This window comes from Nonomuraea sp. NPDC054003 (assembly GCF_055585125.1).
Genome location: NZ_JBVJKR010000001.1, coordinates 557,423 through 577,588 on the forward strand (window position 1 = coordinate 557,423; position 20,166 = coordinate 577,588).

Consider the following 20,166-nt stretch of genomic DNA (forward strand, 5'->3'; position numbering starts at 1 on the left):
CCGCCGGGCGAGCCTCCCCAAAGGCAGGTCAAGCGGGGAGCGAGGCGACTCCCGGCGGCAGGAACCGTGACGGCGAGTGACCGGCGCGGTCCAGGTACGGGGTGATGCCGCCCAGGTGGAACGGCCAGCCGGCGCCCAGGATCATGCACAGGTCGATGTCCTGCGGCGCCGCCACGACGCCCTCGTCCAGCATGATCCGGATCTCCCCGGCCAGCGCCCTCAGCACGCGCACGCGTACCTGATCGGCGGTGGACGGCCCGTCCGCGACGCCGGAGCCGCCCGCGAACAGCGCGACCGCCTCCTCGTCCAGCGAGAAGTCCGGCCGGTACACGCCCGGCTTGCCGGCGGCGACCAGCTTGGCCAGGTTGGCCGAGACCCCGAACCGGTCGGGGAACGCCTCGTGCAGCGTCTCCGCCACGTGCAGGCCCACCGCCGGGCCGACGAGCTGCAGCAGCGCGAACGGCGTCATCGGCAGCCCGAGCCGGTCCAGCGCGTGCTCGGCCGTCTCCAGCGGGGTGCCCTCGTCCACGGCCCCGATGACCTCGCCCATGAACCGGGTGAGCAGCCGGTTGACGACGAACGCGGGGGCGTCCTTGACCAGCACCGACGACTTCTTCAGCGCCTTGCCGACGGCGAACGCGGTGGCCAGCGTGGCGTCGTCGGTCGAGCCGCCCCTGACGATCTCCAGCAGCGGCATGACCGCGACCGGGTTGAAGAAGTGGAAGCCGACCAGCCGCTCCGGGTGCGCCAGGTCCTCGCCCATCGCGGTGACGCTCAGCGAGGAGGTGTTGGTGGCCAGCACGCAGTCGGCCCGCACCACGGCCTCCACCTCGGCGAACACCTGCTTCTTGACCGCCAGGTCCTCGAAGACCGCCTCGATCACGAAGTCGGCGTCGGCGAAGGCGTCCTTGGTCAGCGAGCCCGTCACCAGCGCCTTGAGCCGGTTGGCCTGGTCGGGCGAGACGCGGCCCTTGCCGGCCAGCTTGTCGACCTCGGCGTGCACGTACGAGACGCCCTTGTCGAGCCTGGCCTGGTCGAGGTCCGTCAGCACGACCGGGACCTGCAGCCGGCGGGCGAACAGCAGCGCCATCTGCGAGGCCATCAGGCCCGCGCCGACGACGCCGACCTTGGTGACCTTGCGCGCCAGCGACGCGTCCGGCGCGCCCGCGGGCCGCCTGGCCCGGCGCTGCACCAGGTCGAAGGAGTAGAGACCGGCCCGCAGTTCGTCGCTGAGCAGCAGGTCGGCGAGCGCCTCGTCCTCGGCGGCGAAGCCCTCGTCGCGGGAGGCGGTACGGGCCAGCGCGATCAGGTCGAGCGCCCGGTACGGTGCGGGAGCGGCGCCGTGGAGCTTCATGTCGACCAGGAAACGGGCGTCGGAGACCGCCTTGTCCCAGTCGGCGGCGGTGTGGTCGGGGCGCTCGACCGTCACCTCGCCGGTGAGCACGCGGGCCGCCCAGCGCAGCGACTCCTCCAGGAAGTCGGCCGGCTCGAACAGCGCGTCCGCGACGCCCAGCTCGAACGCCTCGCGGCCCCTGGTCATGCGGTTCTGCGCGAGCGGGTTCTCCACGATCAGCTTGATCGCGTTCGCCGGGCCTGTCAGGCGGGGGAGCAGCTGCGTGCCGCCCCAGCCCGGCACCAGGCCGAGCGAGCATTCCGGCAGCGCCACCGCCGGGACGCCCGAGGAGATCGTGCGGTAGGTGCAGTGCAGCGCCACCTCCAGGCCGCCGCCCATGGCCGCGCCGTTGACGAACGCGAACGACGGGACGTCCAGCTCGCCCAGCCGGCGGAACACGTGGTGGCCCAGGGCGCCGATCGCCAGCGCCTCCTCACGGGTGGTCAACGCCGCCGCGCCCTTCAGGTCGGCGCCGACGCCGAACACGAACGGCTTGCCGGTGACGCCCACCGCCGCCAGGTCGGTCCGCTCGGCGATCTCCGACAGCGCGCCGTTGAGCGCGAACAGGCCGTGCGGGCCGAACGTGTTGGGCTTGGTGTGGTCGAAGCCGTTGTCGAGCGTGATCAGCGCCATCGTGCCCGCGCCGCCGGGCAGCTCCACGTCGCGGACCAGGGCCTTGGTGACGACCTCGTCCGTGGCCCGCTCGGTCAGCAGCGCGCGCCAGGTGTCCAGAGTGCTCATGCCAGGTTCTCCCAGATCACGGTGCCGCCCATGCCCATGCCGACGCACATGGTGGTGATGCCGTAGCGCACGTCGGGGCGCTCGCCGAACTGGCGGGCGAGCTGCGTCATCAGCCGTACGCCGGAGGAGGCCAGCGGGTGGCCGAACGCGATCGCGCCGCCGTACGGGTTCACCCGGGGGTCGTCGTCGGCGAGGCCGAAGTGTTCCAGGAAGGCGAGGACCTGGACGGCGAACGCCTCGTTGATCTCGATCAGCCCAATATCCGACATTTCGAGATTCGCCAGGCGGAGGGCGCGCTCCGTGGACGGGATCGGGCCGACGCCCATGACCTCCGGGTCCACACCGGCGAACGCGTACGAGACGAGCCGCATCTTCGGCGTCAGGCCGAGCTCCGCGGCGACGTCGGCGGCCGCCACGACGCAGCCGGTCGCGCCGTCGTTGATGCCCGAGGAGTTGCCGGCCGTCACGTGGCCGTGCGGGCGGAACGGCGTCTTCAGCGTGCCCAGCGCCTCCAGGGTGGTGCCGGGACGCGGCGCCTCGTCCTGGGTGGCCAGGCCCCAGCCCTTCTCCGCCGTGCGCACCGCGGTCGGCACCAGGTCGGGCTGGATCTTGCCGTCCGCGTACGCCTTGGCCACCTTCTCCTGCGACAGCACCGCGTACGCGTCGGCGCGCTCCTTGGTGATCGTGGGATGGCGGTCGTGCAGGTTCTCCGCCGTCATGCCCATGACCAGGGCGCTCGGGTCGACCAGCTTCTCCGACAGGAACCGCGGGTTCGGGTCGACGCCCTCGCCCATCGGGTGGCGCCCCATGTGCTCGACGCCGCCCGCGATGGCCACGTCGTAGGCGCCGAAGGCGATGCCGCCGGCGACCGTGGTCACCGCGGTCATCGCGCCCGCGCACATCCGGTCGATCGCGTAGCCGGGCACGGACTTCGGCAGCCCGGCCAGCACCGCCGCCGAGCGGCCGATGGTCAGGCCCTGGTCGCCGATCTGGGTGGTGGCGGCGATGGCGACCTCGTCCACCCGCTCGGGCGGCAGGGCGGGGTTGCGCCGCATGAGTTCGCGGATGACGCGCACGACCAGGTCGTCAGCGCGGGTCTCCGCATACAGCCCCTTCGGCCCGGATCTGCCGAAAGGGGTGCGCACGCCGTCGACGAACACGACGTCACGAGAGGAAGGCACGGATCAGCTCCTCGTTGCTGGACAGCTTCCGCCCTTATGCTACTCATCAGTAACTACCGCGCACGCGACCCCCGCGGCGACCAGGGCGCAGATCACCACCGGATCGAGGTCCCACACCCTCCCCCTTACCCCCAGCACCCCGGTCACAGCCACCATCACCCCTGCTCTCCGCGTCACCGCCCGCACGCGCCCGAGGCGGGGACCCGCTCGATGCCTGGGCGCCCTCCCGCTCGTGGGCCCGGCGAGCCGGGCGGGGTCCCAGGGGTCGCTGGGAGGTGCGCCCGGGTGGGCGACGCGCGCTGCGAGGTCACGGGCCCACCAGGCGGCGAAGCAGACCGCCGCTCCCGCCCCGGCCCAGCCGAGCGCCGTCATCGCGCTATCCAGGACGGCGGCGAGCGGGGACTCCCCGAACAGGCCCGGCAGCGTGCCGCCGAGCAGCAGCACCACCGCCCACCCGCACGCCATGACCAGCCTGCCCACCGGCAGCAGCGGTGGGGGTGGCGGCACCGCGTACAGCTCCCGCTCCCGGCGCCGGGCGGCGCGCGCCCGCGACCCCCACACCACCTGCGTGACGGCCAGCGCGGCCAGCGCGCCGGCGAAGGACGCCAGCGAGAGCAGGGCGAGCGGCGCCGCCCACGCGCCGTCCGCCCGCTCGGCGAGCACCTGCGTGGCGGCCGGGAACAGGAGTGCGGCGGCCAGCGCCACACGGGCGCGGCGCCGCGCGTCCCGGACCCGCGCCCGCAGCGCCGCCACGGCCACGGCGCCGGGAGGGGGCGCGATCTCGCTCGTGAGCATGGTGGTCATGATGCGGGACAACGCTCCGTGACGTCCCGGTTTCGGCAAGCTGGAGTCACCGATCCACCGACTCCCGAATCCGCGTCCAGGTGAGCTGGAATCGTCAACGGTCCCGCCCGCGTCCAAGCGAGCGGGTGCCGTCAACTCGCGACGCGGGCGTCCGCGTGAGGTCGGTGGTCCCCGTCAGGTCGTGACCTCCCGTCCGCGTGAGTTGGAAGGCGTCAGGTCGTGACCTCCCGTCTGTGTGTTGGAAGGGTCGGTGGTCTCTGTCAGGTCGTGACCTCCCGTCTGTGTGAGTTGGGAACGTTGGGGGTGTCGGCCGCTCGTGACGCCCGCGCGCAAGTGAGCTGCTCGCGGCGCGGGCGTCTGTGCGGGCCGGAAACGTCGGGGTGTCGTCAGGTTGTGACGCCGGCGTCCACGGGGATGGCGGCGCCGGTGATGTTGCGGCCGCCCTCGCCGGCCAGGTGAGCCACGGTCGCGGCGATGTCCTCCGGTGAGCAGTAGCGGCCCAGCGCGGTGTACGAGCGTTCCTCGTCGGCGCCCGGCCCGTCGGCCGGGTTCATCTCGGTGTCGGTGGAGCCGGGATGGACCAGGTTGGCGGTGATGCCGCGGGAGCCGAGGTCGCGGGCCAGCCCTTTGGTGAGGCCGACGAGCGCGGACTTGCTCATCGCGTACAGCGTCCAGTCCGGGTACGGGACGCGCTCGGCCAGGCTGCTGCCGATCATGATGATCCGCCCGCCCTCCGGCAGGTGCCGCGCCGCGGCCTGGGCCAGCACGAACGACGCGCGGGCGTGCACCGCGAGCACGCGGTCCACCTCCTCAAGCGTGACATCCTCCAGCGGCCCGTACGGGGCGATGCCGGCGTTGCCGACCACCACGTCGAGCCGGCCCAGGGTGGCCACCGTGCGCTCGACCGCCGCCACCACCTCGCCCGCGTCCTCGGCCCTGGCCCTGATCGCCAGGCCACGCCGCCCCAGCGCCTCGGCCTCCGCGGTCACGGCCGCCGCCCGGCCGGCCTCGGCGGCGTACGTGATCGCCACGTCGAACCCGTCGGCGGCGAGCCGGCGGGCGATGGCGGCGCCGATCCCCCTGCTGCCTCCGGTGACCAGCGCGACCTTGCGTCCCATGATTCCTCCAATGAAACGGAATGGATTCCGCTTGAGATGGTAACCGGAATCGATTCCGCTTGTCTCGGGTGGAAGGATGGACGCCGTGAGAAGCGAGCGCAGCGACGCCGCCCGCAACCGGGCGAAGATCCTCGCCGCCGCCGCCGGCATCGTCGCCGAGCGGGGGGTGGAGGGCCTGGCGATGGCGGAGGTCGCCGCCGCGGCAGGGGTCGGCGTCGGCACGCTCTACCGCCGCTTCGGCGACCGCTCCGGGCTCGCCTACGCGCTCATCGACGAGCGGGAGCGCGAGTTCCAGGCGGCCTTCGTCGCGGGGCCGCCGCCGCTCGGGCCGGGGGCGGAGCCGCGCGAGCGCATCCGCGCGTTCCTGCACGCCCTGCTGGAGCGTACGGTCGAGCAGCTCGACCTGCTGCTGATGGCCGAGACGGCCGCGCCGCTGGCCCGCTTCGGCGGCGCCTACCAGGCCCACCACGCCCACCTGGCGATGCTGGTCGCGCAGGCGGCGCCCGGCGCCGACGCCGCCCCGCTGGCCGACGCGCTGCTGGCGCCGTTCGCCGCGCCGCTGCTGGCGCACCGGCTGCGCGAGGGTGTGACGCCCGAGCGGGTCAGGTCCGCGCTCGACGCCCTCCTCGCCGGGATCCGCTGAAGGCTCCGGCGTCTCCGACGGTGAGACGTCGAGTCACGGCTGGGGCCGATGTGACTGTGAGTAGTCTTCGGGAAACGAGTGAAATATCCGGACAGATGTTGGTTAAATCTGTTATGAAAGGTTGCACTCCGTATTCGCACTAGAAGAGGTTCAGCGTGGCGCGCGACGACAACGACAGGCCATACGACGACGGGCAGGGCAGGCCGGTGAACCCGGACCTGACCGGCGATGTCCTGTCTCCGCGCTGGAGCACGGATGACACCGACGAGCAGCCCGCCATCCAGGTCTCGGGCAACGAGACGTACATCCTGCCCCCGGACGACACCCCCGCCGGCGACCCGTACCCGGCCAAGGACGAGCCCTCCTACCTCGACGCCCCGTACGCCGAGAGCGGCTCGTACGCCGACAACGCCCCGTACGCCGACAACGCCCCGTACGCCGACAACGCCCCGTACGCCGACAACGCCCCGTACGCCGACAACGCCCCGTACGCCGAGAACGGCCCGTATGCCGAGGGCACCCAGTACGCCGAGAGCGGCTCGTACGCCGAAAGCGGCCCGTACGCCGCGAGCGGCGGTTACACCGACGACCAGGGCGCCTCCTACATCGACGGCTACCCCGACTCCCAGGGTCCGGTGTACACCGACGCCTTCGCCGAGAACGCGGCCGGCGAGTACGCGGGAGACGAGCCGAGCGACCCGCGCAGGCCCGCCGACGACCCCGATGGGGCCGGTTACCTGCCCCTCGACCGGGGCTACGAGGAGCCCGACGAGGAGCCCAAGCGCGGATTCCTCGGCTCCGGCTGGACCGGCTCCTCCAGCGACGGCGACGACCGCGGCAAGGACTACGGCAAGGACTACGACAACGGCGACGGCGAGGTGCGGCGCCGCACCAGGCTGCTGCTGGCCGCCGCCGCGGCCGTGGTGGTGCTCGGCGTGGGCGGCGGCTGGATGCTCACCAGCACCTCCTCCGACGACCCCTGCGCGGGCGGGCGGTGCGCCTCCGTCAGCGACCTCAGCTCGCCCTCCGCCGACGAGGAGGCGGAGACGGACGTCCCCATCGAGGAGGCGACCGATACGGCCACTCCCGAGCCCGAGGTCTCCGAGACCCCCACCACCGCGCCCACGACGCAGACCAGGGTCCGCCCGACCCGGACGGCCTCGGCCGAACCGGAGCCCGAGCCCGAGCCCACCCGCACCCGGACCCGTGCCGCCGAGCCGGACCCGGAGCCGTCGAGCAGGGCCACCCGCGCGCCGGTCAACGAGATGAACGAGGCCAAGGTCAGCGCCCGGCCCGAGCCGGACCGGACGGAGGACACCGAGTCGAGCGCGCCGACCAGCGATCCCGTCACCGACATGCCGCAGCCGGAGGAGACCAGGCGAGGCCTGCTGGACATCCTGTTCCCCTGGGGCTGAGACGTGTAAGGATGCGGTTCCGGACGCTTGTTTTCCGGCATACTGGAAACCGTTTTCCTGGAGGGTCCCTTGGTCACGCTGGAAGACGTCGCCAAGCAGGCGGGCGTCTCGCTCGCGACCGCCTCGCGGGTGCTCAACGGCAGCACCCGCCAGGTGGGCGCCACGCTGCGGGCGCGCGTCGAGCGCGCCGCCGACGAACTGGGCTACCGCGCCAACATCGCCGCCCAGACGCTCGCCCGCGGCGCCAGCAACGTCATCGGCATCGTGGTGCATGACCTGACCGACCCGTACTTCGCGGCCCTCGCCGACGGCGCCATGCGGGCCGCCGCCGGTGAGGGCCTGCTGGTGATGGTCGGCACCACCCACCGCGACCCCGAGCAGGAGATCGCGTACGTGTCCACCCTGCACGCGCAGCGGGTCCGCGCCGTGCTGCTGGCCGGGTCCCGCATGGCCGACCCCGAGGTCACCGGCCGTTTGGCCGCCGAGCTCGCCGCCTACCGCGCGAGCGGCGGGCGGGTGGCCTGCGTCGGCCAGGACCTGCTGGGCGTGAACACCGTCGCGCCCGCCAACCGGGAAGGCTCCGCCGCCCTGGCCCGCGCGCTGGCCGGGCTCGGCCACACCCGCTTCGCCGTGCTCGCCGGGCCGCCCCACCTGATGACCGCCGCCGACCGGTGCGCCGGGTTCACCTCGGCCCTGCGGGAGCTCGGGCTGCCGGAGCCGCTCGTCCTGCACGGCCCGTTCGACCGCGACGGCGGTTACGCGGCGGCCCGGCGCACCGGCGACGCGACCTGCGTGTTCGCCGTCAACGACGTGATGGCCGTGGGCGCGCTCGCCGCCTACCGGGAGCACAGCATCCGGGTTCCGCAGGACGTGTCGGTGGCCGGTTTCGACGACATCGCCACGCTGCGTGACCAGGTGCCCGCGCTGACGACGGTCCGGCTGCCGCTGAAGGACATGGGCGCGCGGGCGCTGGAGCTGGCGCTGACGACCGACGAGGGCGTGGTCGTGGAGCGGGTGGCCGGCGAGGTCGTGCTCCGCGAGAGCGTCCGAGACCTGCGGTGACGGGAGAACCCACCTGATGCGACTGGCCTTCAGCACCCTGGGCATGCCGGGCGCCGGCCTGGACGAGGCGATCGAGACCGGCCTGCGGGCCGGCTGCGCGGGGCTGGAGCTGCGGCTGCATCCCGACACCGGCGTGCACGCGGGGCTCGGCGGCCCGGAGCGGCTGTCGGTGCGGCGGCGCGTCGAGGACGCCGGGCTGGAGATCGCTGCCCTCGCCGGCTACGTCGGCGTCTGCGAGCCGGCGGACGACGAGGCGGTGATCGCGGCGCTCCGCGCCGACCTGGAACTGGCCGCCGACCTCGGCGCGCCGGGGGTGCGGGTGTTCCCGCGCGGCGACGATCCCGCGCTGGGCGCGCGCCGGCTCAAGGCGGTCTCCGGTACGGCGGCGGAGCTGGGCGTGCGGGTGCTGGTGGAGACCCACGACAAGATGGCCACCGGGGCCGCGGTGGCCGCCCTGCTGGCCGAGGCCGGCACCCCCGCGACGGCCGGCGCGCTCTGGGACCTGCTCCACCCGTGGCGCCACGGCGAGTCCCCGGCCGCCACGCTCGCCGCGCTCGGCCCGAGCCTGGCCTACGTCCAGGTCAAGGACGCGGTGTCGGCCGCCGACACCACCCCGGTGCCGATGTGGACGGGTTCCGTGCCGCTGGACGAGGCGGGCGAGCTGCTCCGCGCGGCCGGCTACCGCGGCTGGGTGTCGCTGGAGTGGGAGCGCACCTGGTATCCGCAGGTCGCGCCGGTGGAGGAGATCCTGCCGGGGGCCGCCGCGTGGGTGCGGCGGTTCGGCGTCTAGACGATTGATTCCAAGGGGGCGTGGGATATCCTTCTTCGCCGACGTGACGCACCAGATCCTCGAACAAGACATCCACGCCAACGCGAATGACCTCCGAGCCGTCGACGTCCGCGGCTGATACCGGCGACGTCGCCCCAGCCGCGCTGAGGGCCGGCGAGCCCTGCCTGAGAGCCGGCGAAGGTGCTCGCCTACCTGCCCGACAGGGGCAGCAGGGCTGGCGTACCGGGACGCGGGTGGCAGTCGAGCGCCTGGTCGAGGCGTGCGCGCGGGTCGACGTTCACGCGGGTTGACCAGGGACGACAAGGAGACAGCCGCGCAGACGCACATCACCGCCCCCGTACGGGGTAACCGGTACGGGATGCGGATCGAGGACTGGTTCCTGACCGAGGAGGAACGCGGCAACGGGGCGACCAGGCTCGGCCCGTGGACGACCGGCAACGACGTACGCCCGCTCGTCCACGGAGCGACCTATTTCGCCGAGCTGCGGGCCTGCGTCGAGCGGCTCGGCGAGGACGACCTGCTGCTGTTCGCCGACTGGCGCGGCGACCCCGACGAGCGCCTGACCCCCGACGGCCCGACCGTGGGCGAGGCGATGGCCGCGGCCGCGCGGCGCGGCGCCCTCGTACGCGGCCTCATCTGGCGCTCCCACATGGACCTGCTGCGTTTCAGCTCGGCCGAGAACCGCCGCCTCGGCAGGGAGATCGAGGACTCCGGCGGCCAGGCCCTGCTGGACACGCGGACCAAGCCGGGCGGCGCGCATCACCAGAAGTTCGTCATCCTGCGCCACGACGGCGACCCCGCCAGGGACGTCGCCTTCGTCGGCGGCATCGACCTGTGCCACAGCCGCCGCGACGACGCGGACCATCTGGGCGACCCGCAGAGCTGCCCCATGCCCGCCGTGTACGGTCACCGCCCGCCCTGGCACGACGTCCAGGTCGCCATCCACGGGCCGGCCGTCGCCGAGGTGGAGGCGGTCTTCTGCGAACGCTGGGAGGACCCCGCCCCCGAGACCCGCGACCCGCTGCGCCGGCTGCGCGACCACATCGGCCGGCTGGACGACGCCCCGCCGCTGCCGATGCCGGGTCCGCCTCCGCCGCCGGCCGGGCGGCACGCGGTGCAGTTATTGCGTACCTATCCGGCGCGGCGCGACCGCTATCCGTTCGCGCCGGACGGCGAGCGCAGCATCGCCCGCGCCTACCGCAAAGTGCTGGCCCGCGCCCGCTCCATCGTCTATCTGGAGGACCAGTACCTGTGGTCCACCGACGTCATCGAGCCGTTCGCGGAGGCGCTGGAGCGCGAGCCCGGCCTGCGCATGATCGTCGTCGTGCCGCGCCATCCCGACCAGGACGGCCTGCTGGCCGGCCCCGCCAGCCTGATCGGCCGCGCGGACGCCCTGGCCCGGCTGCGCGCCGCCGGCGGCGACCGGGTCGCCGTCTACGACCTGGAGAACCACCGGGGCACGCCGATCTACGTGCACGCCAAGGCCTGCGTGGTGGACGACGTGTGGGCCACGGTCGGCTCCGACAACGTCAACCTGCGCTCGTGGACGTACGACTCGGAGCTGAGCTGCGCGGTGCTGGACGAGCGGGAGGACCCGCGTCCGCCGTACGGCGCGCTGCGCTTCGCCCGCGACCTGCGGCTGACCCTCATGGCCGAGCACCTGGACCTACCCGGCGGCGAGCAGGACGAGCTGTGCGATCCGGCCGCCGCCTTCGCGGCGTTCGCGCGGGCCGCGTCCCGGCTGGAGGAGTGGCACCGGGGCGGCGAAGAAGGGCCGCGCCCGCCGGGCCGGCTGCGCCCGCACCCGGAGCCCACCCTGTCGAGGCTGCAGAAGGCGCTGGCCATGCCCCTCTACCGGTTCGCGGTGGACCCGGACGGGCGGCCGGCCGAGCTTCGGCGGTCGGGCCGGTTCTGACCGCTCCACGGCGGACACACGATCGCTGGCATCACCAACCGCCTGCGACCACTGATCCCACACCCCTTGCAATCAATCATCCAGAGGGGGGCGCTTAGATGGGGGAATGTCCCAGCTGAGAAACAAGGTGCTCGTCGTCGGTATGGACGGCCTGCGCTTCGACCGGCTGCGCGCGCTGCGCCCGCCGGTCCTGACGTCGCTGATGTCCGCGGGCGCGTACGGCACGAGCCTGCTCCCGTACGGGGAGGAGGACGCGCCGCGGACGGAGTCGCCCGGCGAGGTCGTCCCCGAGCCGCCGGCGGAGCCGGCTCCGCCCGGGGAACGCGTGATCAGGGCGCGGACCGACTCCGGGCCTGGCTGGTCGTCGATCGCCAGCGGGGTGTGGCCGGACAAGCATGGCGTGGTGGACAACGGGTTCGCCGGAGCACAGTTCACGAAATATCCGGACTTCTTGTCGCGGGCGCAGGCCGCGCGCCCCGACCTCACGACGGCGGCGTTCTTCTCCTGGGCGGCCCTCGACGAGCACGGCGCCTTCGGCCGGACCATCGGCCACCGGCTCGTCCTCGACGGTTACGCGCTCACCTTCGCCGGCGCCGACAAGCAGGTCACCGCCGAGGCCGGGCGTCACCTGGCGGAGGCGGGCCCCGACCTGTCGTTCGTCTACCTGGGCGACACCGACGAGGTGGCGCACGAGCTGGGGCCGTTCTGCCCCGAGTACACCGCCGCGCTCATGACCCAGGACACCGCCCTGGGCGGCTTCCTCGACGCGATCCGCGCCCGGCCCTCGTACGCGGGGGAGCGGTGGACGGTTCTGGTGACCACCGACCACGGCCACGTCGACGAGGGCGGCCACGGCGGCGCCTCGGACGAGGAGCGGACGGTGTTCGTCATCGCCGCCCGGCTGGGCGCCGACCTGGGCGGCGTGCCGCTGGCCGGGCCGCGGCCGGTGGACGTGGGCCCGACGGCGCTGGCCCAGCTCGGCATCCCGGTGGACCCGGCGTGGGACCTGGACGGTGTGCCGCTGCCGATCTGATTGTTCATCAAGTGTTGAATTTATCGCCCACTAGGGGAAGACTCGTGTTCAGGGACCACGAGGGGCGGGAGGCCCGATGGTGCTTGACCTTTCCCAGGTGCGCGGCGGGATGCTGGCGGAAGCCGGCGGGAAGGCCGCCAACCTCGGCGAGCTGATCGGGGCGGGCCTGCCGGTGCCGCCGGGCTGGGTGGTGACCACCGACGCCTACCGGCGGGTCGCCGCCGAGGCGGGCCTGGACGGGCTGATCGCCGCCGGCGGTGACGGGCTGGCGGAGAAGGCCAGGGAACGGCTGCTCGCCACCCCCGTCCCGCCGGACATCGCGCGGGCCGTCGCCGTCGCGTACGAGAAGCTGCCGGCGGGCGCGGCGGTGGCGGTGCGGTCGTCGGCCACGGCCGAGGACCTGCCGCACGCCAGCTTCGCCGGCCAGCAGGACACCTACCTCAACGTGACGGGCGCCGAGGCGGTGCTCGACGCGGTGCGCCGCTGCTGGGCCTCGCTCTGGACCGACAGGGCCGTCGCCTACCGCGAGGCCAACGACGTCGATCACGCCGGCGTCAGCCTGGCCGTCGTGGTGCAGGAGATGGTGGACGCCCGGGTGGCCGGCGTGATGTTCACCGCCAACCCGGTGACCGGCAGGCGGCACGAGGCGGTCATCGACGCCGCCCCCGGTCTCGGTGAGGCCGTCGTGTCGGGCGCGGTCAACCCCGACCGGTTCGTCGCCGACGCCCGCACCGGCGAGATCCGCGAGCGCCGCGCGGGCGACAAGCGGCTGCTCGTCCGGGCCCTGCCGGGCGGTGGCACCGAGCGGCTCGACACGCCGCCGCGCGACGGGTTCTGCCTCACCGACGACCAGGTGCGGGAGCTGGCCGCGCTGGGCGCCAGGGTCGAGGAGCACTACGGCGCCCCGCAGGACACCGAGTGGGCCATCGGCGCCGACGGCGGGCTGTGGCTGACCCAGGCCAGGCCGATCACCACCCTGTACCCGCTGCCCGAGCCCCGGGACGGCCTGCGGGTGTACTTCTCGTTCAACGTCGCGCAGGGCGTCATGGGCCCCCTCACGCCGCTGGGGCAGGCGACGATCAAGCTGCTCGCCTCCGGCGCCGCGGGCGCGTTCGGGCGCCCGCCCACCGACCCGCGCGAGGGGCCGCCGGTGCTGGTCTCGGCGGGGGAGCGGCTCTGGATCGACATCACCACCCCGCTGCGCAGCCGCGCGGGACGGGTGATCCTGCCCCGGGTCATGCAGATTGGTGAGGCCCGCACCGTGGCGCTGGTGCGCGAGCTGGCCGCCGACCCCCGGCTGCCGGTGACGCACACCTCGCGCCGCCCGCTCCTGCGGGCCGCCGCCCACTTCGGCCGCCGCCTGCGGGTCCCCGCCAAGGTGCTGCGGGCGCTCACCCGCCCGGAACGCGCGCTCGCGTACACCCGCAAGCTGGGCGAGGACCTCGACGGGCACCTGCGGCTGCCCGAGACGGCCACGCCCGCCGACCGGTTGCGGCACGCCCAGCGGATGCTCGGCGGCGCCTTCCCCGCGATCGTCTCGATCATGCCGACGGCGCTCACCGGATACGGGCTGTACGCGCTGGCCGCCAGGCTGTCCGGGACGCCGCTGGGCGAGATGCAGGAGGTGCTGCGCAGCGTCCCGAACAACCCGACCACCGAGATGGACCTGGAGCTGTGGCGGCTCGCCACGCGCATCGAACCGGAGGTGTTCCGGCGCGAGCCGGTCGCCGAGCTGGTCCGCCGCTACCGCGCCGGCACGCTGCCTCCCGTCGCCCAGCGCGAGATCACCGCGTTCCTCGGCCTGTACGGGCACCGCGGCGTCGCCGAGATCGACATCGGCGTGCCCCGCTGGTCGGAGGAGCCGGGCCACATCCTCGGCGCGCTGGCCAACTACCTGCGCATGGACGCGGACGCCGACCACGCCCCGGCAGCGCTGTTCGCCAGGGGCGAGGTGGCGGCCCGGCGGGCGGTGGACGAGGCCGTGGCCGCCGCGCGCCGCCGCGGCCGGCTCCGCGCCGCCGTCGTGCGGTTCGCCCTGGGCCGCGCCCGGCAGTTCGCCGGGCTCCGCGAGCTGCCCAAGTTCTACGCGGTCAAGGCTATCGCGGGCGTACGGGCGAGCCTGCTGGAGGTGGGCGGCCACCTGGTGGGCGAGGGCGTGCTGGACTCGGCGCAGGACGTGTTCTTCCTGGACTTCGCCGAGCTGGAGGCGGCGGTGGCCGGGCAGGGCGGTGACGTCCGGGAGACCGTCGCCGCCCGCCGGGCCGTCCACGAGCGGGAACGCCGCCGCAGGCACGTGCCGCGGGTCATGCTGTCGGACGGCACCGAGCCCGAGGCGGCGATGGCCGGCGCGGCGCCGGAGGGGGCGATCACCGGCACCCCCGCCTCGTCGGGCACCGTCACGGGGACGGCGCGGGTGGTGCTCGACCCGGTCGGCGCCCAGCTGGAGCCCGGCGAGATCCTGGTCTGCCCGTCCACCGACCCCGGCTGGACGCCGCTGTTCCTGACCGCGGGCGGCCTCGTCATGGAGATGGGCGGCGCCATGTCGCACGGCGCGGTGGTGGCGCGGGAGTACGGCATCCCCGCCGTCGTCGGCGTCCCCGACGCCACCCACCGCATCGCGTCGGGCGCTCAGGTCACGGTGAACGGCGCCGCCGGCACGGTCACCACGCCCGCGTAGCGCTCCTTCATCGTGGCCACCACCTCGTCAGGGTCCGCCGCCCAGACGTCGGCGTTGAAGATCTCCACCTCGACGTCGCCGGCGTAGCCGGCGGCGGCCACCGCCCGGGTGATCGGCGGGAAGTCGATCACCCCGTCGCCCATCATGCCCCGGCCCAGCAGCACGTCCGCCGGCAGCGGGTGCAGGTAGTCGCACACCTGGTAGGAGGCGATCCGCCGGCCCGCCCTGGCGATCTGCTCGTGGAGCGCCGGGTCCCACCACACGTGGAAGGTGTCGACCACCACGCCGACCTGCTCCTCCGGGTACGGCAGCGCCAGGTCGAGCGCCTGCCCGAGCGTGGAGAGCACGGCCCGGTCCGGGCAGTAGACCGGGTGCAGCGGCTCCAGGGCCAGCTTCACCCCGCGCTCTCCCGCGTACGGGGCCAGCGAGGCGAGGGCCTCGGCCACCCGCTCCCGCGCCCCCGCGACATCGCGCGAGAACCCGGCCGGCAGCGGCTCTCCCGGCCGCACCCCCGGCAGCCCGCCGACCACCATCACCAGGCAGGCCGCGCCCAGCTCGGCGGCCTCGTCGACGGCCCGCCGGTTGTCCTCCAGCGCCTGCGCGAACGCCCGCCGGCCCTCCTCGCCGGGCAGCCCGCCCGCCGTCAGGAAGCCGCCCCGGCACAGCGACGAGACCCGCAGCCCGGCCTCGCGCACCAGCTTGGCGCTGCGCGTGAGCCCCGTCTCGGCCACCTTCTCCCGCCACAGGCCGACGGCCTCCAGCCCGTGCCTGGCGCAGCCGTCGACCGCCTCGGGCAGCGACCACCGCCGTGTCGTCCACTGGTTCAGCGACAGGCTCACAGCCCGTTCACCTCCAGCAGCGCCCGCATCCGGCGCACCGCGAGCTCCTGGTCGGCCAGCAGCCCCGCCCGGTCGGCCAGCCGGAACACCTCCGCCAGATGCGTCAGCGACCGGGCCGACTGCGCGCCGTTCACCATCGCGAACGCGTCCTGGTGCCCGTTCAGCCACGCCAGGAACACGATCCCGGTCTTGTAATGGAACGTCGGCGTCTCGAAGATCTTGCGCGACAACGGCACCGTCGGCGCCAGGATCTCCTCGTACGAGGCCAGCAGCCGGTCCCTGTCCGGCCCGGCGGGCGCGGCCTCGGCGGCGTCCAGCGCCCGCAGCGCCGCGGCGGCGGCCGGGGCGATCGCGTCGAAGATGCCCAGCAGCGCGTGCGAGCCCGTCCTGATCAGCGACGGATAGTTGAAGTCGTCGCCGGTGTAGAGCCTGACGCCCGCGGGCAGCGCGGCGCGCAGCCGCACCTCGTGCTCCTCGTCCAGCAGCGACACCTTCACCCCGTCCACCATCGGGGCGTGCGCGTGGACCAGCTCCAGGAACGACTCCGTGGCCGCCGCGACGTCGCGCGCCCCCCAGTAGCCGGCCAGCTGGGGGTCGAACATCTCGCCCAGCCAGTGCAGGATCACCGGCCGGTCCGCCAGCCCGAACAGCTTCCCGTACACCCGGTGGTAGTCCTTCGGGCCGGCCGCCACCCGGGCGAGCTGCCGCGACGCCATGACGATCACTCCGGCGCCGGTCTCCTGGACGGTCTCCACCTGTTCGGCGTACGCGGCGACGATGGCGTCCAGGTCGTCCGCGCCGGGCGCGTGATCGGTCCCGGCGCCGCACGCGACCAGCTCCGCCGGGTCGCCGAGCGTCCGCGCCTCGGCGGCGCTGCGCCTGATCAGCTCACGGGTGGCGGCCCAGTCCAGGCCCATGTTGCGCTGCGCGGTGTCCATCGCGTCGGCCACCCGCAGCCCGTACGACCACAGATGGCGGCGGAAACGCAGCGTGGCTTCCCAGTCGACGGAGGCCGGCGCGCCGGGGGTGTTGTCGCCGAGCGGGTCGGCCACCACGTGCGCCGCCGCGTAGACCACGCGGCTGGTGGCGGGGCCACCGCCGGCCGGCCAGGTCACCGGCTCGCTCAGCGTGTACGGGCCGCCGGGCAGGTCGATCCTCACAGCTGCGGCACCTCGATCCTGCGGCCCTCCGCCGACGAGCGCAGGCCCAGCTCGGCCAGCTGCACGCCGCGCGCGCCCGACGCGAAGTCGTACGGGAACGGCGCGTCCTCCAGGACGTGGCGGACGTACAGCTCCCACTGGATCTTGAAGCCGTTGTCGAACTCGGCGTTGTCGGGCACCGTCTGCCAGTCGTCGCGGAAGCGGGCGGTCACCGGCAGGTCGGGGTTCCACACCGGCTTGGGGGTGGCGGCGCGATGCTGCGCCCGGCAGTCGCGCAGGCCCGCGACGGCGCTGCCGTGGGTGCCGTCCACCTGGAACTCCACCAGCTCGTCCCGGTTGACGCGGACCGTCCAGGAGGAGTTGATCTGCGCGACGACGCCGCCCTCCAGCTCGAAGATCCCGTAGGCGGCGTCGTCGGCCGTGGCCGCGTAGCGGTCGCCCCGCTCGTCCACCCGCTCGGGGATGTGCGTGGCGGCGTGCGCGTACACCGAGGTGACCCGGCCGAAGAGGTTCTCCATCACGTAGTGCCAGTGCGGGAACATGTCGAGCACGATGCCGCCGCCGTCCTCCGACCGGTAGTTCCACGACGGGCGCTGCGCCTCCTGCCAGTCGCCCTCGAACACCCAGTAGCCGAACTCGCCGCGCACCGACAGGATCCGGCCGAAGAAGCCGCCGTCGACCAGGCGCTTGAGCTTCAGCAGGCCCGGCAGGAACAGCTTGTCCTGCACCACGCCGTTCTTGACGCCCTTGGCCGCGGCGGCCTCCGCCAGCGCGACCGCCTCCTGCACCGACTCGGCGGTGGGCTTCTCGGCGTAGATGTGCTTGCCCGCGTCGATGGCCTTGAGCACGGCCTTGACCCGGGCCGAGGTGACCTGGGCGTCGAAGTAGATCAGGTTGCCGTCGTCGGCCAGCGCGGCGTCGAGGTCGGTGGTGTGGTCGGGGATGCCGTGGGCGGCCGCGATCCGGGCGAGCTTGTCGGCGTTCCTGCCGACGAGCACCGGCCTGAGGGTGACCCTGCTGCCGTCGGAGAGCGTCACACCGCCCTGTTCGTTGATCGCCAAAACGGAGCGGACCAGATGCTGCCGGTAGCCCATCCGTCCGGTGACGCCGTTCATGACGACGCCGATGGTGCGCACGCTCATGGGGATCCTTTCAGGGAAAGCGCTTTCCCGAACCGTACGGCGGAGCCGCCTGAGGCGTCAAGAGCCGCTCAGTCCTCGCTCGCGAGCTCCAGCCTGGCCAGCGCCTTCGCGATCGGGTGGGCGGTGAGTGAGAGCTGCCACTCGCGGGCGCCGAGCTTGCGCAGGCGGGCGGCGACGCTCTCGTCGGTGATGTCCTCGGGCGGCTCCCACGTGAGCCTGCGCACCGCGTCCGGCTGCAGCAGGTTCTCCGTGGGCATGCGGTGCTCCTCGGCCAGCGCCGCCACCACGGCGCGCGCCGCCGCGAGCCGCTTGGCGGCGGCCGGATCGCGGTCGGGCCAGCGGTTGGCCGGCGGCGGCCCGTCGCCGGGCGTGCTCGGCTGCGGGAGCTGGCTGTCGGGCAGGTTGCGCGCCCTGGCCACGGCGGCCAGCCAGTCGTTCATGTGGCGGCGGGCGCTGCGCCCGGTGAAGGCGGTGATCTCGGTGAGCGCCTTCTTGGTGCGGGGGACCTCCAGCGCGGCCGTCACGATCGCGGCGTCGGGCAGCACCCGGCCGGGGGCCAGGTCGTTCTCGCTGGCGATCCGGTCGCGCATGGTCCACAGCTCGCGCACGATGGCCAGGGCGCGCACGTTGCGCACCTTGTGGATGCCCGACGTGCGCCGCCACGGGTCGGCCCGCGGCATCGGCGGCGGCGTGTTGAGCACCGCCTCGAACTCCTCGCGCGCCCACTCCAGCTTGCCGGCCTCCGCCAGCTCGCGGTGGAGCGCGTCACGGAGCTCCACCAGCACCTCCACGTCGAGCGCGGCGTAGCGCAGCCACGCCTCGGGCAGCGGCCTGGTCGACCAGTCGGCGGCCGAATGCCCCTTCTCCAGCCGCAGGCCCAGCACGGTCTCCACCATCGTGCCGAGCCCCACCCGCTCGTAGCCGAGCAGCCGGCCCGCCAGCTCGGTGTCGAAGATGTAGCGCGGCCGGAAGCCCAGCTCCAGCAGGCACGGCAGGTCCTGGGACGCGGCGTGCAGCACGATCTCCGTCTCGGCGACGGCCGCGTCGAGCCCCGACAGGTCGGGGCAGGAGACCGGGTCGATCAGCGCGGTGCCGGCGCCCTCGCGGCGCAGCTGCACGAGGTAGGCGCGGTTGCCGTAGCGGTAGCCGGAGGCGCGCTCGGCGTCGACGGCCACCGGCCCGGAGCCGGAGGCGAACGCCTCGACGGTGCGGGAGTAGGCGGCGTCGTCGGCCACGATCGGCGGGATGCCGTCGCGCGGCTCCAGGAGCGGGACGACGGTTCTCTCTTCGGTCATGAGGTCACCGCCCTCGTGACACCGGTGCTGTGTTGTCTGGTGCCCTCACGTCGTTCGGTCACTCTCCGGATCTTCGGGTCTGCGGGGCATGGCGGCCACGTCAGGGGGAAGCGGCGGGATCCCGGCAGCCACGCACATGAGGTCGCACCAGGCGGCGACATGTCCGGACAGATCCTCCTGCGCGGGGGACCAGGACGCCCGCAGCTCGAGCTCGGTGGTGACCGGATCGTCGGCCTTGTTGCCGAAACCCTCGGACACCGCTCTTGTCACGGTACCGCCGGCGGCGGAGTAGTCGGCGTGGTGAGCGTCGAGCGCTTCGGTCAGCCAGCTCCACGCGACCGGCCCGAGCATCGGGTCGGAGGTGATCTCCGGCTCCATGTCGGCCCGCACGTAGGCCACCAGCCGGAACGGCCCGTCCCAGCCGCGCTGGCCGTCGGGGTCGTAGAGCAGGATCAGCCGGCCGACCGCCAGCTCGTCGTCGTCGCGGTAGACCGAGGCGCCGATGGCCGCCGAGTGGGGGGCCAGGCGCTGCGGCGCGGGCAGCTCCTCCAGCTCGATCTCCGGCCTGACCTCGGCCGGACGCAGGCTCTCGACCGCGCGGAGGAACGCCGCGGGAGCCGACGGCCCGTCACCGAGGGTCATAGTCGAAGAGTAGGCCGGAGCGGGACGGAAGGGGACCACGGGGGTGCTCATCGTGCGTGGTCACACCGTCGCCAGCAGGCGGACCGGGCGGGCGGTCTGAGCCGAACCGAGGAGGATCGCGTGGCCGCACGAGACGCAGGCCCACTCCGGGCACTCACCCGGCTCGTGCCCGTCGGCGCAGCCCGGCTGCTCGAACGGCCGCTCGCCGGCACAGGACGCGCAGTGCTCGCTGCGGCACTCCGCGGAACTCCACAACGCTGTCATGAACCGGGGCCTTTCTTCGGGTCGTGGCTCCGACGGTGGCACGAGCGACTGA

The 20,166-nt window shown here is 73.8% G+C and carries 17 protein-coding genes; 7 read left to right on the forward strand and 10 right to left on the reverse strand.

From position 1 onward, the window contains the following. Positions 1–28: 28 nt before the first annotated feature. The 4 genes from ACZ6YG_RS02330 to ACZ6YG_RS02345 form a co-directional block, all read right to left on the reverse strand. Positions 29–2,134, reverse strand: coding sequence for a 3-hydroxyacyl-CoA dehydrogenase NAD-binding domain-containing protein (locus tag ACZ6YG_RS02330; RefSeq protein WP_466016992.1), 2,106 nt, complete (start codon positions 2,132–2,134; stop codon positions 29–31). Beyond that, positions 2,131–3,315 (reverse strand): thiolase family protein, encoded by a 1,185-nt coding sequence (locus ACZ6YG_RS02335; RefSeq protein ID WP_219543167.1) that lies wholly within the window; start codon positions 3,313–3,315, stop codon positions 2,131–2,133. The genes ACZ6YG_RS02330 and ACZ6YG_RS02335 overlap by 4 nt, the downstream gene beginning before the upstream one ends. Positions 3,316–3,354: 39 nt before the next feature. Then, positions 3,355–4,119, reverse strand: coding sequence for a hypothetical protein (locus ACZ6YG_RS02340; protein WP_466016993.1), 765 nt, complete (start codon positions 4,117–4,119; stop codon positions 3,355–3,357). A gap of 386 nt (positions 4,120–4,505) precedes the next feature. After that, the gene (locus ACZ6YG_RS02345) at positions 4,506–5,237 is read right to left on the reverse strand and encodes an SDR family NAD(P)-dependent oxidoreductase (RefSeq protein WP_466016994.1); all 732 of its coding nucleotides are present in this window, start codon (positions 5,235–5,237) and stop codon (positions 4,506–4,508) included. A 76-nt stretch (positions 5,238–5,313) separates the two neighbouring features. Here ACZ6YG_RS02345 and ACZ6YG_RS02350 point away from each other — a divergent pair, with 76 nt between their 5' ends. The 7 genes from ACZ6YG_RS02350 to ACZ6YG_RS02380 all read left to right on the forward strand — a co-directional run bounded on the left by ACZ6YG_RS02350 (position 5,314) and on the right by ACZ6YG_RS02380 (position 14,772). After that, positions 5,314–5,880 (forward strand): TetR/AcrR family transcriptional regulator, encoded by a 567-nt coding sequence (locus ACZ6YG_RS02350; protein WP_466016995.1) that lies wholly within the window; start codon positions 5,314–5,316, stop codon positions 5,878–5,880. Positions 5,881–6,035: 155 nt separating this feature from the next. Beyond that, on the forward strand, positions 6,036–7,295 hold the full coding sequence (locus ACZ6YG_RS02355) for a hypothetical protein (protein ID WP_466016996.1): 1,260 nt from the start codon (positions 6,036–6,038) through the stop codon (positions 7,293–7,295). A 69-nt stretch (positions 7,296–7,364) separates the two neighbouring features. Further along, positions 7,365–8,357, forward strand: a complete 993-nt coding sequence (locus ACZ6YG_RS02360) for a LacI family DNA-binding transcriptional regulator (protein ID WP_466016997.1) — start codon at positions 7,365–7,367, stop codon at positions 8,355–8,357. Positions 8,358–8,373: 16 nt separating this feature from the next. Continuing rightward, positions 8,374–9,147, forward strand: coding sequence for a sugar phosphate isomerase/epimerase family protein (locus ACZ6YG_RS02365; protein ID WP_466016998.1), 774 nt, complete (start codon positions 8,374–8,376; stop codon positions 9,145–9,147). Positions 9,148–9,433: 286 nt separating this feature from the next. Beyond that, entirely contained in the window at positions 9,434–11,062 is a 1,629-nt protein-coding gene (locus tag ACZ6YG_RS02370) for a phospholipase D family protein (protein ID WP_466016999.1), read from the forward strand. A gap of 106 nt (positions 11,063–11,168) precedes the next feature. Continuing rightward, positions 11,169–12,095, forward strand: a complete 927-nt coding sequence (locus ACZ6YG_RS02375; RefSeq protein WP_271277592.1) for an alkaline phosphatase family protein — start codon at positions 11,169–11,171, stop codon at positions 12,093–12,095. A gap of 76 nt (positions 12,096–12,171) precedes the next feature. Next, positions 12,172–14,772 (forward strand): PEP/pyruvate-binding domain-containing protein, encoded by a 2,601-nt coding sequence (locus tag ACZ6YG_RS02380; RefSeq protein WP_466017000.1) that lies wholly within the window; start codon positions 12,172–12,174, stop codon positions 14,770–14,772. Here ACZ6YG_RS02380 and ACZ6YG_RS02385 read toward each other — a convergent pair. The 6 genes from ACZ6YG_RS02385 to ACZ6YG_RS02410 form a co-directional block, all read right to left on the reverse strand. Then, complete coding sequence (locus ACZ6YG_RS02385; RefSeq protein ID WP_466017001.1) at positions 14,724–15,611, reverse strand: sugar phosphate isomerase/epimerase family protein; 888 nt, start codon at positions 15,609–15,611, stop codon at positions 14,724–14,726. The two genes, ACZ6YG_RS02380 and ACZ6YG_RS02385, sit on opposite strands and share 49 nt — an antisense overlap. Continuing rightward, positions 15,608–16,771: a dihydrodipicolinate synthase family protein gene (locus ACZ6YG_RS02390; protein WP_466017002.1), complete on the reverse strand. Its 1,164-nt coding sequence runs from the start codon at positions 16,769–16,771 to the stop codon at positions 15,608–15,610. The genes ACZ6YG_RS02385 and ACZ6YG_RS02390 overlap by 4 nt, the downstream gene beginning before the upstream one ends. After that, positions 16,768–17,913, reverse strand: coding sequence for a Gfo/Idh/MocA family protein (locus ACZ6YG_RS02395; RefSeq protein ID WP_466017003.1), 1,146 nt, complete (start codon positions 17,911–17,913; stop codon positions 16,768–16,770). Before ACZ6YG_RS02395 ends, ACZ6YG_RS02390 begins: the two co-directional genes overlap by 4 nt. Before the next feature lie 68 nt (positions 17,914–17,981). After that, entirely contained in the window at positions 17,982–19,208 is a 1,227-nt protein-coding gene (locus ACZ6YG_RS02400) for a ribonuclease D (RefSeq protein WP_364229959.1), read from the reverse strand. A gap of 45 nt (positions 19,209–19,253) precedes the next feature. Then, complete coding sequence (locus ACZ6YG_RS02405; RefSeq protein ID WP_148030361.1) at positions 19,254–19,850, reverse strand: DUF3000 domain-containing protein; 597 nt, start codon at positions 19,848–19,850, stop codon at positions 19,254–19,256. A gap of 60 nt (positions 19,851–19,910) precedes the next feature. Beyond that, the gene (locus ACZ6YG_RS02410) at positions 19,911–20,114 is read right to left on the reverse strand and encodes a hypothetical protein (RefSeq protein WP_148030362.1); all 204 of its coding nucleotides are present in this window, start codon (positions 20,112–20,114) and stop codon (positions 19,911–19,913) included. Between the last annotated feature and the right edge of the window lie 52 nt (positions 20,115–20,166).

Excerpts from the sequence above, each read along its gene's own strand:
- ACZ6YG_RS02330 (WP_466016992.1), bottom strand. The coding sequence starts at position 2,134 with ATGAGCACTCTGGACACCTGGCGCGCGCTGCTGACCGAGCGGGCCACG.
- ACZ6YG_RS02340 (WP_466016993.1), bottom strand. The coding sequence starts at position 4,119 with ATGACCACCATGCTCACGAGCGAGATCGCGCCCCCTCCCGGCGCCGTG.
- ACZ6YG_RS02345 (WP_466016994.1), bottom strand. The coding sequence starts at position 5,237 with ATGGGACGCAAGGTCGCGCTGGTCACCGGAGGCAGCAGGGGGATCGGC.
- ACZ6YG_RS02350 (WP_466016995.1), top strand. The coding sequence starts at position 5,314 with ATGGACGCCGTGAGAAGCGAGCGCAGCGACGCCGCCCGCAACCGGGCG.
- ACZ6YG_RS02365 (WP_466016998.1), top strand. The coding sequence starts at position 8,374 with ATGCGACTGGCCTTCAGCACCCTGGGCATGCCGGGCGCCGGCCTGGAC.
- ACZ6YG_RS02375 (WP_271277592.1), top strand. The coding sequence starts at position 11,169 with ATGTCCCAGCTGAGAAACAAGGTGCTCGTCGTCGGTATGGACGGCCTG.
- ACZ6YG_RS02380 (WP_466017000.1), top strand. The coding sequence starts at position 12,172 with ATGGTGCTTGACCTTTCCCAGGTGCGCGGCGGGATGCTGGCGGAAGCC.
- ACZ6YG_RS02395 (WP_466017003.1), bottom strand. The coding sequence starts at position 17,913 with ATGAGCGTGCGCACCATCGGCGTCGTCATGAACGGCGTCACCGGACGG.
- ACZ6YG_RS02400 (WP_364229959.1), bottom strand. The coding sequence starts at position 19,208 with ATGACCGAAGAGAGAACCGTCGTCCCGCTCCTGGAGCCGCGCGACGGC.
- ACZ6YG_RS02405 (WP_148030361.1), bottom strand. The coding sequence starts at position 19,850 with ATGACCCTCGGTGACGGGCCGTCGGCTCCCGCGGCGTTCCTCCGCGCG.
- ACZ6YG_RS02410 (WP_148030362.1), bottom strand. The coding sequence starts at position 20,114 with ATGACAGCGTTGTGGAGTTCCGCGGAGTGCCGCAGCGAGCACTGCGCG.